Origin of the sequence: Citrobacter sp. ABFQG (assembly GCF_004322975.1) — a bacterium.
Classification (GTDB): domain Bacteria; phylum Pseudomonadota; class Gammaproteobacteria; order Enterobacterales; family Enterobacteriaceae; genus Citrobacter; species Citrobacter freundii.
Genome location: NZ_CP036435.1, coordinates 1,464,959 through 1,485,718 on the forward strand (window position 1 = coordinate 1,464,959; position 20,760 = coordinate 1,485,718).

Below are 20,760 nucleotides of genomic sequence, written 5' to 3' on the forward strand. Positions count from 1 at the left end.
TTTTAAATGAGTGTTTGTATATGTTTTGTTGGGTTTTTATGTTACCTCAATGTAAATTTTGACCAAATGGTCCACTTTTTTCTCTCCCGCATTCTGTTTTTACACTCTTTGCCTACCGCAAGCGTTTTCCACCACAAGTTAGCTGATCTTTTTGCCTGTTAAATCGTGTGATTTATCCCAGTGGCGCAAAATAATAATAAAAATTACCCTTTTGGGTAGACTTTTACGTGGGCTATCTCTAGAATGCCGCCGTTTGCCAGAAATCCATAGGTAAGCAAATTTGCATTGATTCATGAGGTGTTAATGAATTAATATGCAAATAAAGTGAGTGAATATTCTCTGGAGGGTGTTTTGATTAAGTCAGCGCTATTGGTTCTGGAAGACGGAACCCAGTTTCACGGTCGGGCCATAGGGGCAACAGGTTCGGCGGTTGGGGAAGTCGTTTTCAATACTTCAATGACCGGTTATCAAGAAATCCTCACTGATCCTTCCTATTCCCGCCAAATCGTCACTCTTACTTATCCTCATATCGGTAATGTCGGCACCAATGAAGCCGATGCAGAATCTTCACAGGTACATGCGCAAGGCCTGGTCATCCGCGACCTGCCGCTGATTGCCAGCAACTTCCGCGATACCGAAGACCTCTCTTCTTACCTGAAGCGCCATAACATTGTGGCGATTGCTGATATCGATACTCGTAAGCTGACGCGTTTGCTGCGTGAAAAGGGCGCACAGAACGGCTGCATCATCGCGGGCGATAACCCGGATGCGGCGCTGGCACTGGAAAAGGCAAAAGCTTTCCCTGGCCTGAACGGTATGGATCTGGCGAAAGAAGTGACCACCGCGGAGCCTTATAGCTGGACGCAGGGGAGCTGGACGCTGGCGGGTGACCTGCCGGAAGCAAAATCTGCCGATGAACTGCCGTTCCACGTTGTGGCTTACGATTTCGGCGCTAAACGTAACATTCTGCGTATGTTAGCGGACCGCGGCTGCCGCCTGACGGTTGTACCAGCGAAAACCTCAGCAGAAGACGTTCTGAAGATGAATCCGGACGGTATCTTCCTGTCCAACGGCCCTGGCGACCCGGCGCCGTGCGACTACGCGATTACCGCGATTCAGAAATTCCTCGAAACCGATATTCCGGTATTTGGCATCTGCCTCGGCCATCAGCTGTTGGCGCTGGCGAGCGGTGCGAAGACCATTAAGATGAAGTTTGGCCACCACGGCGGCAACCATCCGGTAAAAGATATTGATAACAACACCGTGATGATCACCGCGCAGAACCACGGTTTTGCTGTAGATGAAGCCTCCATGCCTGCCAACCTGCGCGTGACCCACAAGTCACTGTTCGACGGCACTTTGCAGGGGATTCATCGTACCGACAAACCGGCATTCAGCTTCCAGGGGCACCCTGAAGCGAGTCCGGGTCCGCACGACGCTGCACCGCTGTTCGACCACTTTATCGAGTTAATTGAGCAATACCGTCAGTCCGCGAAATAATCAGGAGTAAAAGAGCCATGCCAAAACGTACAGACATAAAAAGTATCCTGATTCTGGGCGCGGGTCCGATTGTTATCGGTCAGGCGTGTGAGTTTGACTATTCCGGCGCACAGGCGTGTAAAGCCCTGCGTGAAGAGGGTTACCGCGTTATTCTGGTGAACTCCAACCCGGCAACCATCATGACCGACCCGGAAATGGCCGATGCCACCTACATCGAGCCGATTCACTGGGAAGTGGTACGCAAAATCATTGAGAAAGAGCGCCCGGATGCGGTGCTGCCAACCATGGGCGGTCAGACGGCGCTGAACTGTGCGCTGGAACTGGAGCGTCAGGGCGTGCTGGCTGAGTTCGGCGTGACCATGATTGGTGCCACGGCTGATGCGATTGATAAAGCAGAAGACCGTCGTCGCTTTGATATCGCGATGAAGAAAATTGGTCTCGACACCGCGCGCTCTGGCATCGCCCATACCATGGAAGAAGCGCTGGCGGTTGCTGCTGACGTGGGCTTCCCGTGCATCATCCGACCGAGCTTCACCATGGGCGGCACCGGCGGCGGTATCGCTTATAACCGTGAAGAGTTCGAAGAGATTTGCGAACGCGGTCTGGACCTTTCCCCAACCAACGAGCTGCTGATTGATGAATCGCTGATTGGCTGGAAAGAGTACGAGATGGAAGTGGTGCGTGATAAAAACGACAACTGCATCATCGTCTGCTCCATCGAAAACTTCGACGCGATGGGCATCCATACCGGTGACTCCATCACCGTAGCACCTGCCCAGACGCTGACCGACAAAGAATATCAAATCATGCGTAACGCCTCGATGGCGGTACTGCGTGAAATTGGCGTGGAAACCGGCGGTTCTAACGTCCAGTTTGCGGTAAACCCGAAAAACGGTCGCCTGATTGTCATCGAGATGAACCCGCGCGTATCCCGCTCCTCGGCGCTGGCGTCCAAAGCTACCGGCTTCCCGATTGCGAAAGTCGCCGCCAAGCTAGCCGTAGGTTACACCCTCGACGAACTGATGAACGACATCACCGGCGGCCGTACTCCGGCCTCGTTTGAGCCGTCCATCGACTACGTTGTGACGAAAATTCCACGCTTCAACTTCGAGAAATTCGTAGGTGCTAATGACCGTCTGACCACGCAGATGAAATCTGTTGGTGAAGTGATGGCGATTGGCCGCACCCAGCAGGAATCGCTGCAGAAAGCGCTGCGCGGTCTGGAAGTGGGCGCGACCGGCTTCGACCCGAAAGTCAGCCTGGACGACCCGGAAGCGCTGACCAAAATCCGTCGCGAACTGAAAGACGCTGGCGCTGAGCGTATCTGGTACATCGCCGATGCCTTCCGTGCTGGCCTGTCCGTCGATGGCGTGTTCAACCTGACCAACATCGACCGCTGGTTCCTGGTGCAGATTGAAGAGCTGGTGCGCCTGGAAGAAAAAGTCATTGACCTTGGCATCAACGGCCTCGACGCAGACTTCCTGCGCGTACTGAAGCGCAAAGGCTTCGCTGATGCGCGCCTGGCAAAACTGGCCGGCGTTCGCGAAGCGGAAATCCGTAAACTGCGTGACCAATATAACCTTCACCCGGTCTACAAGCGCGTGGATACCTGTGCGGCAGAATTCGCGACCGACACCGCTTATATGTACTCCACTTATGAAGATGAGTGTGAAGCGAATCCGTCCGTCGACCGCGATAAAATCATGGTGCTGGGTGGTGGTCCAAACCGTATCGGTCAGGGCATTGAGTTCGACTACTGCTGCGTACACGCTTCACTGGCGCTGCGTGAAGACGGTTACGAGACCATCATGGTCAACTGTAACCCGGAAACCGTTTCAACTGATTACGATACCTCAGACCGCCTGTACTTCGAGCCGGTCACGCTGGAAGACGTACTGGAAATCGTGCGTATTGAGAAGCCGAAAGGCGTCATCGTACAGTACGGCGGCCAGACCCCGCTGAAGCTGGCGCGTGCGCTGGAAGCGGCAGGTGTACCGGTAATCGGCACCAGCCCGGATGCCATCGACCGCGCGGAAGACCGTGAGCGTTTCCAGCAGGCGGTTGACCGTCTGAAGCTGAAGCAACCGGCGAACGCTACCGTAACGGCTATCGAACAGGCTGTTGAGAAGGCGAAAGAGATTGGCTACCCGCTGGTGGTGCGTCCGTCATATGTTCTCGGCGGCCGCGCGATGGAAATTGTCTACGACGAAGCCGACCTGCGTCGCTACTTCCAGACTGCGGTCAGCGTTTCTAACGATGCGCCGGTACTGCTGGACCGTTTCCTTGACGATGCGGTTGAAGTGGACGTGGACGCTATCTGCGACGGCGAAATGGTGCTGATTGGCGGCATCATGGAGCACATCGAACAAGCGGGCGTACACTCCGGTGACTCCGCATGTTCTCTGCCTGCGTACACCCTGAGCCAGGAAATTCAGGATGTGATGCGTCAGCAGGTGCAGAAACTGGCCTTCGAACTGCAGGTTCGCGGTCTGATGAACGTTCAGTTTGCGGTGAAGAATAACGAAGTTTACCTGATTGAAGTGAACCCGCGTGCGGCGCGTACCGTTCCGTTCGTCTCCAAGGCAACTGGCGTACCGCTGGCGAAAGTTGCGGCGCGCGTGATGGCCGGGAAAACACTGGCACAGCAGGGCGTAACCAAAGAAGTTATCCCGCCGTACTACTCAGTAAAAGAAGTGGTGCTGCCGTTCAACAAATTCCCAGGCGTTGACCCGCTGTTAGGGCCAGAAATGCGCTCTACCGGGGAAGTGATGGGCGTGGGTCGTACCTTCGCGGAAGCGTTCGCCAAGGCACAGCTGGGCAGCAGCTCCACCATGAAAAAACAGGGGCGTGCGCTGCTCTCCGTTCGCGAAGGCGATAAAGAGCGTGTGGTTGACCTGGCGGCGAAACTGCTGAAGTTTGGTTTTGAGCTGGATGCAACGCACGGCACGGCGATTGTGCTGGGCGAAGCGGGTATCAATCCACGTCTGGTGAACAAGGTGCATGAAGGGCGTCCGCACATTCAGGACCGTATCAAGAATGGCGAGTACACTTACATCATCAACACCACCGAAGGTCGTCAGGCGATTGAGGATTCCAAGCTGATTCGCCGTAGCGCCCTGCAGTACAAAGTGCATTATGACACTACCCTGAACGGTGGCTTCGCGACGGCTATGGCGCTGAATGCCGATGCCACTGAGAAGGTGACCTCGGTGCAGGAAATGCACGCGCAGATCAAAAAGTCATAAACAAAGAGTCCGGTGATAATTGCGTTAACCGGACCTGCAATATAATCTTGAAAGGGTTTCTGTAAAGAAACCCTTTTTTTATCTCTCGTAAGGTCATTCCTGGCCAAATGCAGTTTCATAACCACATTTTCAATGTAATAAGCACGATATTGCTCACACTAATCAACATTCAAGTCGCATACTATCTTTTATATCCACAATTTTAATATGGCTTAGTTTTTATTAATTTGGACAGGCCGTAGCCAGATTTTTAATTTGTGAAATGGTGTGCTTATGTGTGAAAAATATGTTGAAAGACCGCTTTATTTGTTAATTGCTGACTGGATGATGGCTGAAGATCGTTGGATCACCGCAAAGGAAATTTCCCGCCATTTTGATATTGAACACTGCAAAGCAATTAATACGCTCTCTTATATTCTGTCGGAAGTGGGAGAAATTGTTTGTGAAGTTAAGATGATCCCTAATCAGATTGCAGGCCGGGGCTGCCAGTGCCAGCGTCTGGTAAAAGTCATCAGTATTGATTCTCACCTCTACAACCGATTGAGCCACAATTTGCAGGAAAAAAAGGTGAGTGTGGCGAAAACGCCGCGGCTGTCTGCCGTTCCCCCAACAGAGCTCAACCGTGAGCAGAAATGGCAGATGATGCTCTCCAAGAGTATGCGTCGCTAATTGTCAGTTGCCTGATGGCGGCATAAACGGTGGTTGACGCGTAGGCCGGATAAGCGTGAGCGCATCCGGCATCAATTACTGTGCTGATTTGGGTTTTACGTCCGTAGTGCCTTGCAGGCGCGGCCGGTTTTCTTCGGCCTGCGTTAATGGTTGTGTTTCGCGTAAACCTGCCCGGCAGCGGACCGCAAGATCCTGATATTCTTTGGTGTTCAGCCGTTTCCAGTGCAGCTCCTGATCCGTGACTTCACGCAATACGCGAGCGGGTGAGCCTACCAGCATCTGCCTTGCCTCCCCCTGAAATCCGGCTTTGACAAAGCTCATGGCGGCGACAATGCTCTCTTCACCAATCACTGCGCCGTCCATAATGACGCTGTTCATGCCGATCAGCGCATCTCTGCCCACCACGCAACCGTGCAGGATTGCGCCATGGCCGATATGCCCATTCTCATGCACGATGGTGTCAGTGTCGCAATAACCGTGCATGATGCAGCCATCCTGCAAGTTAGAACCTGCCTCCAGAATCAGGCGACCATAGTCACCGCGCAGTGAGGCATGTGGGCCGACGTAGACGCCAGCCCCCACGATCACATCACCAATCAACACAGCGCTGGGATGAACATACGCCTCTGGATGCACTACCGGAATCAGGCCTTCAAAGGCGTAATAGCTCATCTGTTATCAGCGTCCTTTCCACACCGGATCGCGTTTTTCTGCAAACGCCTGCGGTCCTTCAAGCGCATCTTCGGAGTGCAGCACTGACGGATAGTGCTTCAGCACGCCGCTGCGGATGTAGCGGTAGCCTTCTTCCACCGGCATTTCGCTGGTCGCACGATAAATCTCTTTCAGCGCGGCGATCGCCAGCGGGGCGCTATTCACTAGCTGCTGCGCCAGTTCGCGCGCACTATCCATCAGTTCGCTCTGGCTGACAACGCGGTTGACGATACCCCAACGCAGCGCTTCTTCGGCACTCATTCGTCTGCCGGTCATCATCATTTCGTTGACGATAGCCGGTGGCAGTAGCTTCGGCAGACGCAGAACGCCTCCGCTGTCAGGTACGATCCCGAGCTTGGCTTCCGGTAGCGCGAAGCTGGCATTTTCCGCGCAGACGATAAAATCCGCCGCCAGCGCTAATTCAAAACCACCGCCGAACGCATAGCCGTTTACCGCAGCGATGACCGGTTTATTAAGGTCGAAAATTTCGGTTAAACCGGCAAAGCCGCCTGGGCCAAAATCGGCATCCGGCGCTTCACCTTCAGCTGCCGCTTTTAAGTCCCAGCCCGCAGAAAAGAATTTCTCACCGCCGCCGGTGATTATCGCTACGCGTAATTCCGGGTCATCACGAAAATTAAGAAACGCTTCACCCATGGCAAAGCTGGTTTTGGCATCAATGGCATTGGCTTTAGGCCGGTCGAGGGTAATTTCCAGAATCGGGCCGTTACGGGTCAGATGTAATGATTCACTCATAGTTCATCTCCAGATAAATAGATTTCCCGGCAGGAGGAATTCCTACCGGGAGGGTTATTTCAGATTTTTTTTGATTATTTTTCCTGAACAATTGCGCGGCAGGTCGGTTCTTATCTCCATAAACGAGGGAACCTTGAATTTCGCCATATTGTTTTCGCAGAAGCTGAAGAACTCGGCTTCGCTTAATGTTTCACCTTCATTAAGAACGATAAACGCTTTAATGGCTTCATCACGGATTGAATCTTTAATACCGACAACCACAATGTCCTGAATTTTCGGATGCGCAGAAATAATATTTTCCAGCTCGACGCAGGAGACATTTTCTCCGCCGCGTTTAATCATGTTGCAGCGTCTGTCGACGAAATAAAAATAGCCATCCGCATCCTGATAGCCCGAATCTCCGGTATGTAACCAGCCTTCAGGTTCCAGCGCTTTGGCGGTAGCCTCCGGCTGGGCATAGTACTCTTTGAAGATTGTTTTGCCCGGCACGCCTTTAATACAGATTTCGCCAATTTCTCCGGCGGGCAGGGGACGGTTGTGATCGTCACGGATTTCGGCTTCATAGCTAAATCCCACGCGGCCAATGGAGGGCCAGCGTCGTTTGTCACCGGGACGGTCGCCGATAATACCGACGATGGTTTCAGTCATACCGTAGGAGGTCAGCAGCCTGACGCCAAAGCGTTCGGTAAAGGCGTCTTTTTCCTGTGCGGATAAATTGAGATAGAACATCACTTCGCGCAGGTGATGCTGTCTGTCGGTTGGCGCGGCAGGTTGTACCATCAGCGTTCTGATCATCATCGGAATGCATTCGGTAACTGTCGCCTTATATCTATGCACCTGATTCCAGAACGCCCTGGCACTGTACTTCTCTAGCAGCACAAAGGTGCTGCCAGCGGAGAATGCGGGCATTGCGGCGGTACACTGACAGTCGATATGAAAAGCGGGCATCACCGTCATGTAGACGTCATCATCGCGCAGAGCGATTTGCCAGGAAGTGTAGTAGCCTGCAAAACGCAGGTTGTAGTGGGTAATCACCACCCCTTTAGGCCGTGAAGTGGTGCCTGAAGTAAACAGAATCTCCGCCGTATCGTCAGTGGATAACGCAGGTGTATAGCACAGCGTGGCGGACTGGCGGGATTGCCGTTGGGTAAAGTGGCTCACGCCGTCGTCAACCGGAAGCTGTTCGCCAATCAGACAGATATGATTAAGCGGCGTGGTATTTTCCAGCCGTATCTGGCGGTACATAGGATAAAACTGGGCGCTGGTGACCAGCAGGCTTACCTGGCTGTTTTGCAGGATCCAGGCACTTTCTTCGCCCAGTAAGCGGGCATTAATCGGTACCATAATGGCGCCAATTTTTGCCAGCCCAAACCAGCAAAAAATGAATTCCGGACAGTTATCCAGATGCAATGCGACCTTATCGCCCTTGCGGATCCCTAAGGAATGGAAAAGGTTTGCCGTGCGGTTAATCTCTTCATTGAGCGAGGCATAGCTAAACTGCCGAACGACTCCTTCGCAGGATTCGAAAATTAACGCCGTTTTATCTCCGTACACCCCGGCCAGGTCGTCCCACATCTGACGTAAGTTTTGTCCGCCAACGATATCCATATTGCTTTATCCACTGAAATCAGGCGTGAGCGCTAACCAATGAGCGGTCAGCGCGTCGCGTTTATTCCTCAACTCTGGCCAGGCCTTTGCCGACCAGCTCATTTATGTCTGCTTCGCTATAACCAATGTTTTTCAGAATGGCGGCAGTATCCATGCCATGTGACGGCATGCCACGCCAGATTTTCCCCGGGTTGTTTTTAAATTTCGGCATGATGTTTGGCCCTTTGCAGGTGCGGCCATCCATTGTTTGCCACTGAGTAATGGATTCACGGGCAACGTACTGCGGGTTGCCTTCCAGTTCCGGAATGGTCAGCACCTTCGCGCAGGCGATATTCAGCTCAGCAAAGCGCGCCTGGACTTCGGCGATGCTGTGTGTTGCCAGCCACGCGTCCAGTTTCTCTTCCACGAGCGGACCGTAAGGGCATTCCACGCGATGGATAAGCTGGGTGCCTTCCGGGACTTCCGGTGTGCCAAGAATGTGGGCGAGGCCAATATCTTTGAAGCACTCGTTGATTTGCGTGATGCCGACCAGCTCCATGACGATATAGCCATCGGCGCATTTATACAGGCCGCAGCCAGCGTAATACGGGTCTTTGCCTTTGGTCATGCGTGGGCAAATTTCGCCGCCGTTGAAGTAATCCATCATGAAATACTGACCCATGCGCAGCATCACCTCGTACATGGCGATATCGATGCTTTCACCTTTACCCGTTTCGCGGACTTTGTGCAGAGCCGCCAGCGCCGCTGTCGTCGCGGTCATCCCGGAGAAGTAATCGGCGGTGTACGGGAAGGCTGGCATTGGCTGATCCACGTCACCGTTTTGGATCAGATAGCCACTGAACGCCTGTGCGATGGTGTTATACGCCGGAAGATTGGTGTACTCCTCGGTACCAAACTGGCCGAAGCCGGAAAGGTGGGCGATAACCAGTTTCGGGTTATGTTCCCACAGCACTTCATCGGTAATACCGCGGCGGGCAAAGGCCGGGCCTTTACTGGCTTCAATGAAAATATCGGTGGTTTCCATCAGCTTCAGAAACGCTTCCCGGCCTTCATCTTTGAAAATATTCAGCGACAGGGCATGCAGATTACGGCGTGAGAGCTGCGGATAGTTAGGTTGCACGCGGATGGTATCGGCCCATGCGACGTTTTCAATCCAGATAACCTCAGCACCCCATTCGGCGAACATCTGTCCGGCGAACGGACCGGCAATTTCGATCCCTGAAAAGACAACGCGTACCCCGGAAAGCGGGCCGAAGGCTGGCATTGGTAAATGATTCATCATTTTTCTCCTGGCATTTTTTTGTAGGCCCGGTAAGCGCAGCGCCACCGGGCATATTGCCGGATGGTGGCGTAAACGCCTTATCCGGCCTACGAAACGAACGAATCAACGGTATTGCTTCAATACCGCACGACCCAACGTCAGGATCTGCATTTCGTCAGAACCACCAGAAACACGGTCAACGCGCAGGTCACGCCAGAAGCGCGTGATGCGATGGTTACCCGCGATACCCACGCCACCCAGCACCTGCATGGCGGTGTCTACCACTTCAAATGCCGCGTTGGCGCAGAAGTATTTGCACATGGCCGCGTCACCCGAAGTAATGGTGCCGTTATCTGCTTTCCATGCGGCTTCCAGCAGCATGTTTTTCATGGAGTTCAGTTTGATCGCCATGTGCGCGAACTTCTCCTGAATCAGCTGGAAACGGCCGATCGTTTCGCCAAACTGTACGCGTTGGTTGGCATAACGCGCTGCGTCTTCAAAAGCGCACATTGCCGTACCGTAGTTGGTCAGTGCGACGAGGAAGCGTTCATGGTCAAACTCTTCTTTCACACGATTGAAGCCATTACCTTCCCGACCGAACATGTCTTTCTCGTCCAGTTCAACGTCATCAAAGGTGATTTCACAGCAGCTATCCATGCGCAGACCGAGTTTCTCCAGTTTGTTGACCTTGATACCCGCCTTGCTCATGTCAACAAACCACTCGGTATAAACAGGTTTATCCGGCGATGCACCATCTCTCGCCATCACTACGATGTACGGGGTATAGGCGCTACTGGTGATAAAGCACTTACTGCCATTAAGATAAACCTTACCATTTTTGCGTGTATAAGTGGTTTTCAGACTGCCAACATCCGATCCCGCTCCCGGTTCGGTAATTGCAGAGTTCCACATCTGCTTACCTGTTCCCTGGAACGCCATGATTTTATCGATTTGTTCCTGAGTCCCTTCACGCAGGAAGGTGTTAAAACCCCCCGGTAACTGGTACAGCACATAGGTTGGTGCGCCAAGACGTCCGAGTTCCATCCAGACGGCGGCAACGGTGACAAAACCGGCTTCCAGCCCGCCGTGTTCTTCCGGGATCAACAGGCTATCGATGCCCATATCTGCCAGTGCTTTTACAAAACGCTCAGGGTAGACGCTGTCGCGATCGCACTCGGCAAAATAAGCTTCCCAGTTCTCACTGGCCATCAGTTCACGAATACCGGCGACAAACAGTTCCTGCTCGTCATTTAAGTTGAAATCCATCTTTCAGCCTCTTGATCAATTGGGTTAATAAGAATTACTTGTCTTTCCAGTGCATTTTGGCGTCTTTAATAAAGGACAGCGTCACCATGATGTTGACGAAGAACAGCGGACATCCTCCGGCGATAATTGCGGTCTGAATGGGCTTCAGCCCACCCAGCGCCAGCAGAACGATGCCGATGACGCCGACCAGAACGGACCAACCGATACGCACCAACAGCGGCGGTTCTTCACCATCACGAACTTCGCGACAGGTGGACATCGCCAGGGTGTAGGAGCAGGCGTTAATTAGCGTGACGGTGGCAATAAAGCAGAGGATAAAGAAGCCCCACATGGTGGCGGTGCTGAATGGCAAGGCGGCCCAGGTTTCGATAATGGCGCGCGCCACGCCGTGTTGTTCAATCAGCTGCGGGATGTTGAGAATGTTTTTATCCATCAGCAGCAGCGTGTTGCTGCCAAGGACTGTCCACAGGATCCAGGTGGAAGCGGTCAGGCCCAGCACCATCCCAAAGCACAGTTCACGTACGGTACGACCACGAGAAATTCGCGCCAGGAAGATACTCATCTGGATGGCGTAAATGACCCACCACGCCCAGTAGAAAACAGTCCAGCCCTGCGGGAATCCGCCTTTGCCGATGGCATCGGTATAGAACAACATGCGCGGCAGATACATCAGCAGCATGCCGACCGAGTCGGTGAAGTAGTTCATGATGAAGCTGGCGCCGCTGACGATAAACACCCAGCCCAGCATCAGGAAGCTCAGGTAGCTACGCACGTCGCTGGCGATTCTGACTCCTTTTTGCAGGCCACAGGCTACGCAAATGGCGTTCAGAATGATCCAGCAGGTAATGATGATGGCATCTAATTGCAGCGTATGCGGAATACCGAACAGCCATTGCATACACTCGGTTACCAGCGGCGTCGCCAGACCGAGGCTGGTACCCATCGCGAAGATCAGCGCCACCAGGTAGAAGTTATCAACGATGGTGCCGAACAGCCCTTTCGCATGCTTTTCGCCCACTAACGGTACCAGCGTAGAGCTGGGACGGATGACGTCCATCTTGCGCACAAAGAAGAAATAGGCGAAGGCCACGGAAAGGAAGCTGTAGGTTGCCCACGGCAACGGCCCCCAGTGGAACAGGCTGTACGCCAGACCGATCTCTTTCGCACCCGTGGAATTGGGCTCCAAAGCGAACGGCGGGGTAGAGATATAGTAGTAGATCTCGATGGAACCCCAGAACAGCACCGCGGCGGATGTACAGGAGGCGAACATCATAAAAATCCAGCTGGCGGTACTAAACTCGGGTTTTTCGTCGCCTAATTTCTTTTTGGCATACGGGCCAAAGACTAACCAGAACCATCCGAAGAGCATGACGACCATATACCATTCGAATGCCCAACCCCAGACGTTGGTGACATAACTGAATACCGCATTAATAACGACGTTAGCGGCATCAAGATCTCTTACTGTTAGCCAACAAAGTATCCCAACAATTATTAATGGCGGAAAAAAAACCTTCGGTTCAATTCCCGATTTTCTCTTTTCATTTTTCATAAGTGAATTCCAGTGTGAAAACGAAATTTATTTAGCGTGCCCGTATGTGATCGTTTGTTTATTTATTATTAATGATTTGTTGATGACTTTTTAACCTCTGGGACGCCTCAGTGAGTAACTCATAATGGGTATTCATTTCCGGCTATTCTGTTATCTGTGTCACACTTTTTTATGCTGGTTATTTTGTCTGGAAATCTAGATAATTTCTTTATTAATCATGATATTGACATTGGTTTTTTAACTTTTTTAAGTGACTGGCGTTCAATATTGTTGAACCAGCAGACAATATTGAAAATTTTCATATTTGACGTGATTCTTTCAATATTGGTGAGGCATGTAACACTATTGAAAGTTACGAATTTCAATGTGTGACATTTTCAATATTGGTGATTAAGGTTTTATTTCCGAATTAAAGAGCGTGATATCTGTATTTAACACCGCCGATATAAATACGTTTCCTTCATGATTTCTGGAGATGCAATGAAGATAATTACTTGCTACAAATGCGTACCTGATGAGCAGGATATTGCGATTAATAATGCTGATGGAACACTCGATTTCAGCAAAGCAGATGGCAAAATCAGCCAATATGATCTGAATGCGATCGAAGCGGCTTGCCAGTTAAAACAGCAGGTGGGAGAGGCTCAGGTTGTGGCCATGAGCGTCGGAGGCAAAGCGCTGACCAATGCAAAAGGGCGCAAAGATGTGCTTTCCCGTGGCCCTGATGAACTGATTGTTGTCATTGACGATCAATTTGAACAGGCGCTGCCGCAACAAACTGCCACTGCGCTGGCTGCCGCGGTGCAAAAATCCGGTTTTGATCTGCTTATTTGCGGCGACGGTTCTTCCGATCTTTATGCTCAGCAGGTTGGTCTGCTGGTGGGCGAAATGCTGGACGTGCCGGCGATAAACGGCGTGAGCAAAATCCTCTCTCTTACCGACAGCACTCTGACGGTAGAGCGTGAACTGGAAGATGAAGTTGAAACCCTGAGTATCCCGCTTCCGGCGGTTATCGCGGTCTCTACTGACATCAACACCCCTCAAATCCCTTCCATGAAAGCCATTCTTGGTGCGGCGAAAAAACCGGTTCAGGTTTGGTCACCTGCAGACATTGGGCTGAACAGCGTGCAGGCGTATTCCGCACAACAGGTTGCTGCGCCGAAACAGCGCGAGCGTCAGCGCGTTGTAATTGAAGGTGACGGTGAAGAACAGATTGCCGCGTTTGTCGAGAATCTTCGCAAAATCATTTAATTATCAGGGGATGTTATGAACAAATTTTCCAGTATCTGGGTATTCAGCGATACCCCTTCTCGTCTGCCGGAACTGATGAATGGTGCGCAGGCTTTAGGTGAAAAAGTTAACACGTTTGTGCTCAGCGATGCGGACAGCGCAACGGCATGTCATTTAGGCGCGGATCATGTCTGGCTGCTCAGCGGCAAACCAGAAGACCGTATGGTTGAAGACTACGCCGATGTGATGGCTCAGACCATTCGTCAGCACAGCGAGGGCGGCGCGGTGCTGCTGCCGAATACACGTCGGGGCAAGCTGTTAGCGGCAAAGCTGGGCTTTCGCTTGTCGGCTGCAGTCTCAAATGACGCCAGCGCAGTCGCGGTGCAGGATGGAATAGCGGCGGTCAAACATATGGTCTACGGTGGCCTGGCGATGGGAGCAGAAACAATCGCTTCACCGTTTGCCGTGATCACTCTCAGTAGCGGAACGTTTGACGCGCAGCAACCGGATACCACCCGCAGCGGCGAGATGCATACCGTACAGTGGCAGGCTCCGGCCATTGTCGTGACCCGTACGGCAACTCAGGCGCGTCAGAGCAACAGCGTCGATCTCGACAAAGCCCGTCTGGTGGTCAGCGTGGGACGCGGTATTGGTAGCAAAGAAAATATCTCGCTGGCAGAAGCGCTGTGCCAGACGATTGGCGCTGAGCTGGCCTGTTCCCGTCCGGTGGCGGAAAACGAGAAGTGGATGGAGCATGAACGCTACGTCGGCATCTCCAACCTGATGCTTAAGCCTGAACTGTATCTGGCCGTGGGGATCTCCGGGCAGATCCAACATATGGTCGGTGCCAACGGCGCACAGACGATTTTCGCCATCAACAAAGACAAAAATGCGCCGATTTTCCAGTATGCAGATTATGGCATCGTTGGCGATGCGCTGAAGATCCTGCCTGCGCTGACGGCTGCCTTAGCGCGTTAAACCATTCGGGCAGGATGCGAAGGTATCCTGCCGCTGACAGGAGTACGTATGTCCGAAGATATCTTTGATGCCATCATCGTGGGTGCAGGTCTGGCTGGTTCGGTTGCGGCGCTGGTGCTGGCTCGGGAAGGTGCACAGGTGCTGGTTATCGAGCGCGGCAATTCTGCTGGCGCGAAGAATGTCACCGGTGGGCGCATGTATGCGCATAGCCTGGAGCGCATCATTCCCGGTTTTGCTGAGCAGGCCCCCATTGAACGCATAATCACCCACGAAAAGCTCGCCTTTATGACCGACAAAGGGGCGATGACCATCGACTATTGCAATGGTGAAGAGGCCGCATCGTCGCAGGTTTCTTATTCCGTCTTACGTAGCAAATTTGACGCCTGGCTGATGGAGCAGGCCGAGGAGGCGGGCGCCCAGCTCATCACCGGTATTCGTGTGGATAACGTTGTGCAGCGCGAGGGTAAAGTCGTGGGCGTGGAAGCCGACGGCGATATTCTGGAAGCCAAAGTGGTGATCCTCGCCGACGGGGTGAATTCTCTGCTGGCTGAAAAGCTGGGTATGGCAAAGCGCGTCGAGGCATCGCATGTTGCCGTCGGCGTAAAAGAGCTGATCGAACTGCCAAAATCGGTAATTGAAGATCGTTTCCAGTTACAGGGGAACGAAGGTGCAGCTTGCCTGTTTGCCGGTTCGCCAACTGATGGATTGATGGGTGGTGGCTTTCTCTATACGAATGAAACGACCCTTTCTCTGGGGCTGGTCTGCGGCCTTCATCACCTGAAAGACGCGAAAAAATCGGTCCCGCAAATGCTGGAAGATTTCAAACAGCATCCGGCGGTTGCCCCACTGATCGCCGGTGGCAAGCTGGTGGAATATGCCGCGCACGTCGTACCTGAAGCCGGTATGAATATGCAGCCAGAACTGGTGGGGGACGGTGTGCTGATCGCCGGTGACGCTGCCGGAATGTGTATGAACCTCGGCTTTACCATTCGCGGTATGGATCTCGCCATTTCCGCAGGCGAAGCGGCGGCGAAAACGGTGCTTTCAGCGATGAAGCGCGACGACTTTAGCAAGCAGTCGCTGGGTGAATACCGTCAGCATCTGGACGATGGCCCGATGCGCGATATGCGTATGTACCAGAAGCTTCCTGCTTTTCTTGATAACCCGCGCATGTTTACCGCCTATCCCGAAATGGCGGTCAGTATCGCACGCGACCTGTTCACCGTAGATGGTTCCGCCCCAGTGCCAATGCGTAAAAAAATCCTGCGCCATGCGAAGAAAGTGGGCTTCATCAACCTGATGAAAGATGGCCTGAAAGGAGTGACCGTATTATGACATCTCCCGTCAATGTGGACGTCAAACTGGGCGTCAATAAGTTCAATGTCGATGAAGACAGCCCACATATCATTCTCAAAACCGATCCTGATAAACAGGCGCTGGAAGTGCTGATTAAGGCCTGTCCAGCGGGGCTGTATAAAAAGCAGGACGACGGCAGCGTACGGTTTGATTACGCCGGATGCCTGGAGTGCGGAACGTGCCGCATTCTCGGGCTCGATACAGCGCTGGAAAAGTGGGAATACCCGCGTGGGACATTTGGCGTGGAGTTTCGCTACGGTTAATAAGTACGAGGTTGTGCACCCGTAGGCCGGATAAGACGCGCTAGCGTCGCCATCCGGCAATCATGTGACGCCAGTGCCGGATGGGGGCGTAAACGCCTTATCCGGCCTATAGATGACGCTTTGCCCGTGTTGAAACAGGAAGTCGCTATGCAGCAGCCCAGGAACTTTGATGACATCAAATTTACCTCTATTCACCGCCGGATAATGCTGTGGGGAAGCGGTGGGCCATTTCTGGATGGTTATGTGCTGGTGATGATTGGCGTAGCGCTGGAACAGCTCACGCCAGCATTGAAACTGGACGCACAGTGGATTGGTCTGCTGGGCGCCGGCACTCTCGCTGGTCTGTTTGTGGGGACGTCGCTGTTTGGCTACATTTCCGATAAGGTCGGGCGGCGCAAAATGTTCATCATCGATATTATCGCCATTGGCGTGATATCGGCAGCAACCATGTTTGTTTCCTCGCCCGTTGAGCTGTTGGTGATGCGCGTGCTGATCGGCATTGTGATTGGTGCCGATTATCCGATTGCTACCTCGATGATTACCGAGTTCTCCAATACCCGCCAGCGCGCTTTCTCCATCGGTTTTATCGCCGCGATGTGGTATGTCGGCGCCACCTGTGCCGATCTGGTCGGTTACTGGCTTTATGATGTTGAGGGAGGATGGCGCTGGATGCTGGGCAGCGCGGTGATCCCCTGTATTTTGATCCTGATTGGGCGCTTCGATCTTCCTGAATCGCCGCGCTGGCTGCTGCGTAAAGGTCGGGTGAAAGAGTGTGAAGCGATGATGATCAAACTGTTCGGCGAACCGGTGGTGTTCGACGAAGAGGCGCCGCAGGAGACGCGTTTCCTTCAGTTGTTTAATCGCCGACACTTCCCGTTTGTCCTGTTTGTTGCCGCTATCTGGACCTGTCAGGTGATCCCGATGTTCGCCATTTATACCTTTGGTCCGCAGATTGTTGGACTGTTGGGGCTTGGTGCCGGGAAAAGCGCAGCGTTGGGCAATGTGGTGATAAGCCTGTGCTTTATGCTGGGATGCATTCCGCCCATGTTCTGGCTCAATAGCGCGGGTCGCCGACCGCTGTTGATTGGCAGTTTTATTATGATGACGCTGGCGCTGGCTGTACTGGGGTTAATTCCTGATATGGGGGCGTGGCTGGTGGTGCTGGCGTTTGCCGTGTACGCGTTTTTCTCGGGGGGACCGGGAAACCTGCAGTGGCTATACCCAAACGAGCTGTTCCCTACCGACATTCGCGCGTCTGCCGTCGGGGTGATTATGTCCTTAAGCCGCATCGGTACTATTGTTTCAACCTGGGCGCTGCCGGTATTCATCACCAAATACGGTATCAGCAATGTCATGCTGATGGGCGCAGGAATTTCGCTGATTGGCCTGCTTGTGTCCATCGCTTTCGCCCCGGAAACGCGAGGTCTGACGCTGGCGCAAACCAGTCAAATGACGATTCGCAGTAAGCCCGTGACCAGGGCGGGCTATTAGGAGTGTTCTGTATTTTCCCTGCAACTCAGTCAGTTAGCCTACAGTTAACTGGGTATATCACTGAAAACAACTGAAAAGCAGGGAGAACACCATGCAAAAACATATCCTGATCACCTCAATTTTTACCGCAGCAGCACTGTTTACCGTGGCCGGTTGTTCCTCAAACCAGGCGGTTAAAACCACCGATGGCAAAACAATCGTCACTGACGGCAAACCGCAGGTTGATGATGATACTGGTCTGGTGTCGTACAAAAATGCCCAGACGGGTAAGACGGAACAGATTAACCGCGATCAGGTTAAGGATATGAGCGAACTGGACAACTAGTTCAGTTTTCTCCATTCAGCCACTCAATAATATTGACTGTTAGCCTGTGGATTAAGTGACTAAACTCACTGTTATTACAATAATGCAGTGATACAGGCTAATCATGATTCTCATCATTTATGCGCATCCCTATCCGCAGCATTCGCATGCGAATAAGCGGATGCTTGAACAGGCAAGGACGCTGGAGGGCGTGGAGATACGCTCGCTATACCAGCTCTACCCCGACTTCAATATCGATATTGCCGCTGAACAGGATGCGCTGGCGCGCGCTGATTTGATCATCTGGCAGCATCCGATGCAGTGGTACAGCACACCTCCATTACTCAAGCTGTGGATGGATAAAGTCCTTTCGCACGGCTGGGCGTATGGCCATGGTGGTACTGCGCTGCACGGTAAACAACTGCTGTGGGCGGTGACGACCGGCGGCGGTGAAAACCACTTCGATATTGGCTCCCATCCCGGATTTGATGTGCTTTCTCAGCCTTTACAGGCAACAGCGCTCTATTGCGGCCTCAAATGGCTGCCGCCGTTTGCGATGCACTGTACGTTTATCTGTGATGATGAAACGCTGCAAGCGCAGGCGCGTCACTACAAACAGCGTCTGATGGAATGGCAGGAGGCACACCATGGATAGCCATACGCTGATACAGGCGCTGATTTATCTCGGATCGGCGGCGCTGATTGTACCCATCGCCGTACGGCTGGGATTAGGGTCGGTACTGGGGTATCTCATCGCCGGATGCATTATCGGACCCTGGGGTCTGAGGCTGGTGACGGACGCCGAATCCATCCTGCATTTTGCGGAGATCGGTGTGGTACTGATGCTGTTTGTCATCGGTCTGGAGCTGGATCCGCAACGTTTGTGGAAATTGCGGGCATCGGTGTTCGGCGGCGGTGCGCTACAGATGGTGGTTTGCGGCGGCTTAATTGGTTTGTTCTGTATGTTCCTTGGCCTGCGCTGGCAGGTAGCGGAACTGATCGGCATGACGCTGGCGCTTTCCTCAACGGCTATCGCTATGCAGGCAATGAATGAACGCAACCTGATGGTTTCGCAAATGGGCCGCAGCGCGTTTGCCGTGCTGCTGTTCCAGGATATCGCCGCTATTCCATTGGTGGCGATGATCCCGTTACTGGCGGCGAGCGGCGCATCGACTACGCTTGGGGCGTTTGCATTGTCAGCCCTGAAGGTAGCGGGCGCACTGGTATTGGTGGTGGTATTGGGGCGTTATGTCACACGTCCGGCCTTGCGTTTTGTTGCGCGTTCGGGCCTGCGGGAAGTATTCAGTGCCGTTGCGCTGTTCCTCGTGTTTGGCTTCGGTCTGCTCCTGGAAGAGGTTGGCCTGTCGATGGCGATGGGGGCCTTTCTGGCCGGGGTGCTGCTGGCAAGCTCTGAGTATCGCCACGCGCTGGAAAGCGACATTGAGCCATTTAAAGGATTGCTGCTGGGACTGTTTTTCATTGGCGTGGGGATGTCTATCGACTTTGGTACGCTGATTGATAATCCCTTGCGCATTATCATTTTGCTGGTCGGTTTCCTGGTTATCAAAACCGTCATGCTGTGGTTGATAGCGAAACCGTTGCAGGTACCGAACAAGCAGCGTCGCTGGTTTGCCGTATTGTTAGGGCAGGGCAGTGAGTTTGCCTTTGTGGTGTTTGGCGCGGCGCAAATGGCAAATGTGCTCGATCCTGACTGGGCGAAATCGCTGACGCTGGCGGTGGCGTTGTCGATGGCGGCTACGCCGATTTTGCTGGTGATTTTGACGCGTCTGGAAAAATCGGCGACTTCGGAAGAGCGGGAAGCCGATGAAATCGATGAGGAGCAACCGCGGGTGATCATCGCTGGATTTGGGCGATTTGGCCAGATAACCGGTCGTCTGTTGTTGTCGAGTGGGGTCAAAATGGTGGTTCTTGATCATGACCCGGACCATATCGAAACGCTGCGTAAATTCGGGATGAAGGTTTTCTATGGCGATGCGACCCGGATGGATCTGCTGGAGTCTGCCGGGGCGGCGAAAGCTGAAGTCATTATTAATGCCATTGACGATCCGCAAACCAGCCTGCAGTTAACCGAAATGGTGAAAGAGCATTTCCCGCATCTGCAAATTATTGCTCGTGCGCGCGATGTGGATCATTACATCCGCCTGCGCCAGGCGGGCGTGGATATGCCGGAACGCGAAACCTTTGAAGGTGCACTGAAGACCGGACGTCTGGCGTTGGAGGGTCTCGGGCTTGGGCGCTATGAGGCACGTGAGCGGGCGGACGTATTCCGCCGATTCAATACCATGATGGTAGAGGAGATGGTGAAAGGGGAAAATGACGCGACTTCCCGCGCGGCCGTTTATAAACGCACCAGCGCAATGCTGAGTGAAATTATTGCGGAAGATCGTCAGCACTTATCGTTAATTCAACGCCATGGCTGGCAAGGCACGGATGAAGGTAAGCATACGGGCGACGTCGCCGATGAGCCGGAAGTGAAACCGTCAGCATAGGGTAAAAAATGTGATGTTCTGCAAACTTTACTGCTAATTGGCTGTTTTTGAACTACTGTAATG

17 protein-coding genes are annotated in these 20,760 nt (G+C 53.0%); 11 read left to right on the forward strand and 6 right to left on the reverse strand.

What is annotated here, in order from left to right:
- The first annotated feature begins 351 nt into the window (after window positions 1-351).
- The 3 genes from carA to caiF all read left to right on the forward strand — a co-directional run bounded on the left by carA (window position 352) and on the right by caiF (window position 5,414).
- Window positions 352-1,500 carry a glutamine-hydrolyzing carbamoyl-phosphate synthase small subunit gene (gene carA / locus WN16_RS07150; protein ID WP_003018918.1) on the forward strand — a complete coding sequence of 383 codons (1,149 nt, stop codon included), beginning with the start codon at window positions 352-354 and terminating at the stop codon, window positions 1,498-1,500.
- Between the two features lie 17 nt (window positions 1,501-1,517).
- Complete coding sequence (carB, locus tag WN16_RS07155; protein ID WP_003018915.1) at window positions 1,518-4,745, forward strand: carbamoyl-phosphate synthase large subunit; 3,228 nt, start codon at window positions 1,518-1,520, stop codon at window positions 4,743-4,745.
- 273 nt (window positions 4,746-5,018) lie between these two features.
- Window positions 5,019-5,414: a carnitine metabolism transcriptional regulator CaiF gene (gene caiF / locus WN16_RS07160; protein WP_003018912.1), complete on the forward strand. Its 396-nt coding sequence runs from the start codon at window positions 5,019-5,021 to the stop codon at window positions 5,412-5,414.
- A gap of 75 nt (window positions 5,415-5,489) precedes the next feature.
- Here the strand turns inward: caiF and caiE are convergent, their stop codons facing one another.
- The 6 genes from caiE to caiT all read right to left on the reverse strand — a co-directional run bounded on the left by caiE (window position 5,490) and on the right by caiT (window position 12,565).
- Window positions 5,490-6,086 (reverse strand): carnitine operon protein CaiE, encoded by a 597-nt coding sequence (caiE, locus tag WN16_RS07165; protein ID WP_044699023.1) that lies wholly within the window; start codon window positions 6,084-6,086, stop codon window positions 5,490-5,492.
- 6 nt (window positions 6,087-6,092) lie between these two features.
- Window positions 6,093-6,878 (reverse strand): crotonobetainyl-CoA hydratase, encoded by a 786-nt coding sequence (gene caiD / locus WN16_RS07170; protein ID WP_044699022.1) that lies wholly within the window; start codon window positions 6,876-6,878, stop codon window positions 6,093-6,095.
- A gap of 54 nt (window positions 6,879-6,932) precedes the next feature.
- Window positions 6,933-8,486 carry a crotonobetaine/carnitine-CoA ligase gene (gene caiC / locus WN16_RS07175; RefSeq protein ID WP_044699019.1) on the reverse strand — a complete coding sequence of 518 codons (1,554 nt, stop codon included), beginning with the start codon at window positions 8,484-8,486 and terminating at the stop codon, window positions 6,933-6,935.
- A 61-nt stretch (window positions 8,487-8,547) separates the two neighbouring features.
- A complete protein-coding gene (gene caiB, locus WN16_RS07180) occupies window positions 8,548-9,765 on the reverse strand; it encodes an L-carnitine CoA-transferase (RefSeq protein ID WP_044699018.1) in 1,218 nt (405 codons plus the stop codon).
- 105 nt (window positions 9,766-9,870) lie between these two features.
- The gene (gene caiA / locus WN16_RS07185) at window positions 9,871-11,013 is read right to left on the reverse strand and encodes a crotonobetainyl-CoA dehydrogenase (RefSeq protein WP_003018898.1); all 1,143 of its coding nucleotides are present in this window, start codon (window positions 11,011-11,013) and stop codon (window positions 9,871-9,873) included.
- Between the two features lie 34 nt (window positions 11,014-11,047).
- Window positions 11,048-12,565 carry an L-carnitine/gamma-butyrobetaine antiporter gene (gene caiT, locus WN16_RS07190; protein WP_044699016.1) on the reverse strand — a complete coding sequence of 506 codons (1,518 nt, stop codon included), beginning with the start codon at window positions 12,563-12,565 and terminating at the stop codon, window positions 11,048-11,050.
- Window positions 12,566-13,045: 480 nt separating this feature from the next.
- Between caiT and WN16_RS07200 the strand changes: the two genes are divergently transcribed.
- From WN16_RS07200 to kefC, 8 genes are all read left to right on the forward strand, one after another.
- On the forward strand, window positions 13,046-13,816 hold the full coding sequence (locus tag WN16_RS07200) for an electron transfer flavoprotein FixA (RefSeq protein WP_003018893.1): 771 nt from the start codon (window positions 13,046-13,048) through the stop codon (window positions 13,814-13,816).
- 15 nt (window positions 13,817-13,831) lie between these two features.
- Window positions 13,832-14,773 (forward strand): electron transfer flavoprotein subunit alpha/FixB family protein, encoded by a 942-nt coding sequence (locus tag WN16_RS07205; RefSeq protein WP_003837367.1) that lies wholly within the window; start codon window positions 13,832-13,834, stop codon window positions 14,771-14,773.
- 48 nt (window positions 14,774-14,821) lie between these two features.
- A complete protein-coding gene (locus tag WN16_RS07210) occupies window positions 14,822-16,108 on the forward strand; it encodes an FAD-dependent oxidoreductase (protein WP_003018887.1) in 1,287 nt (428 codons plus the stop codon).
- The gene (gene fixX, locus WN16_RS07215; RefSeq protein ID WP_000203736.1) at window positions 16,105-16,392 is read left to right on the forward strand and encodes a ferredoxin-like protein FixX; all 288 of its coding nucleotides are present in this window, start codon (window positions 16,105-16,107) and stop codon (window positions 16,390-16,392) included. Before WN16_RS07210 ends, fixX begins: the two co-directional genes overlap by 4 nt.
- Before the next feature lie 147 nt (window positions 16,393-16,539).
- On the forward strand, window positions 16,540-17,883 hold the full coding sequence (locus WN16_RS07220; protein WP_003845694.1) for an MFS transporter: 1,344 nt from the start codon (window positions 16,540-16,542) through the stop codon (window positions 17,881-17,883).
- 91 nt (window positions 17,884-17,974) lie between these two features.
- Window positions 17,975-18,208: a YgdI/YgdR family lipoprotein gene (locus WN16_RS07225; RefSeq protein ID WP_003018880.1), complete on the forward strand. Its 234-nt coding sequence runs from the start codon at window positions 17,975-17,977 to the stop codon at window positions 18,206-18,208.
- Window positions 18,209-18,311: 103 nt separating this feature from the next.
- Window positions 18,312-18,842, forward strand: coding sequence for a glutathione-regulated potassium-efflux system oxidoreductase KefF (gene kefF / locus WN16_RS07230; RefSeq protein WP_003018878.1), 531 nt, complete (start codon window positions 18,312-18,314; stop codon window positions 18,840-18,842).
- Complete coding sequence (gene kefC / locus WN16_RS07235; RefSeq protein ID WP_003018875.1) at window positions 18,835-20,697, forward strand: glutathione-regulated potassium-efflux system protein KefC; 1,863 nt, start codon at window positions 18,835-18,837, stop codon at window positions 20,695-20,697. The genes kefF and kefC overlap by 8 nt, the downstream gene beginning before the upstream one ends.
- Window positions 20,698-20,760 lie beyond the last annotated feature (63 nt).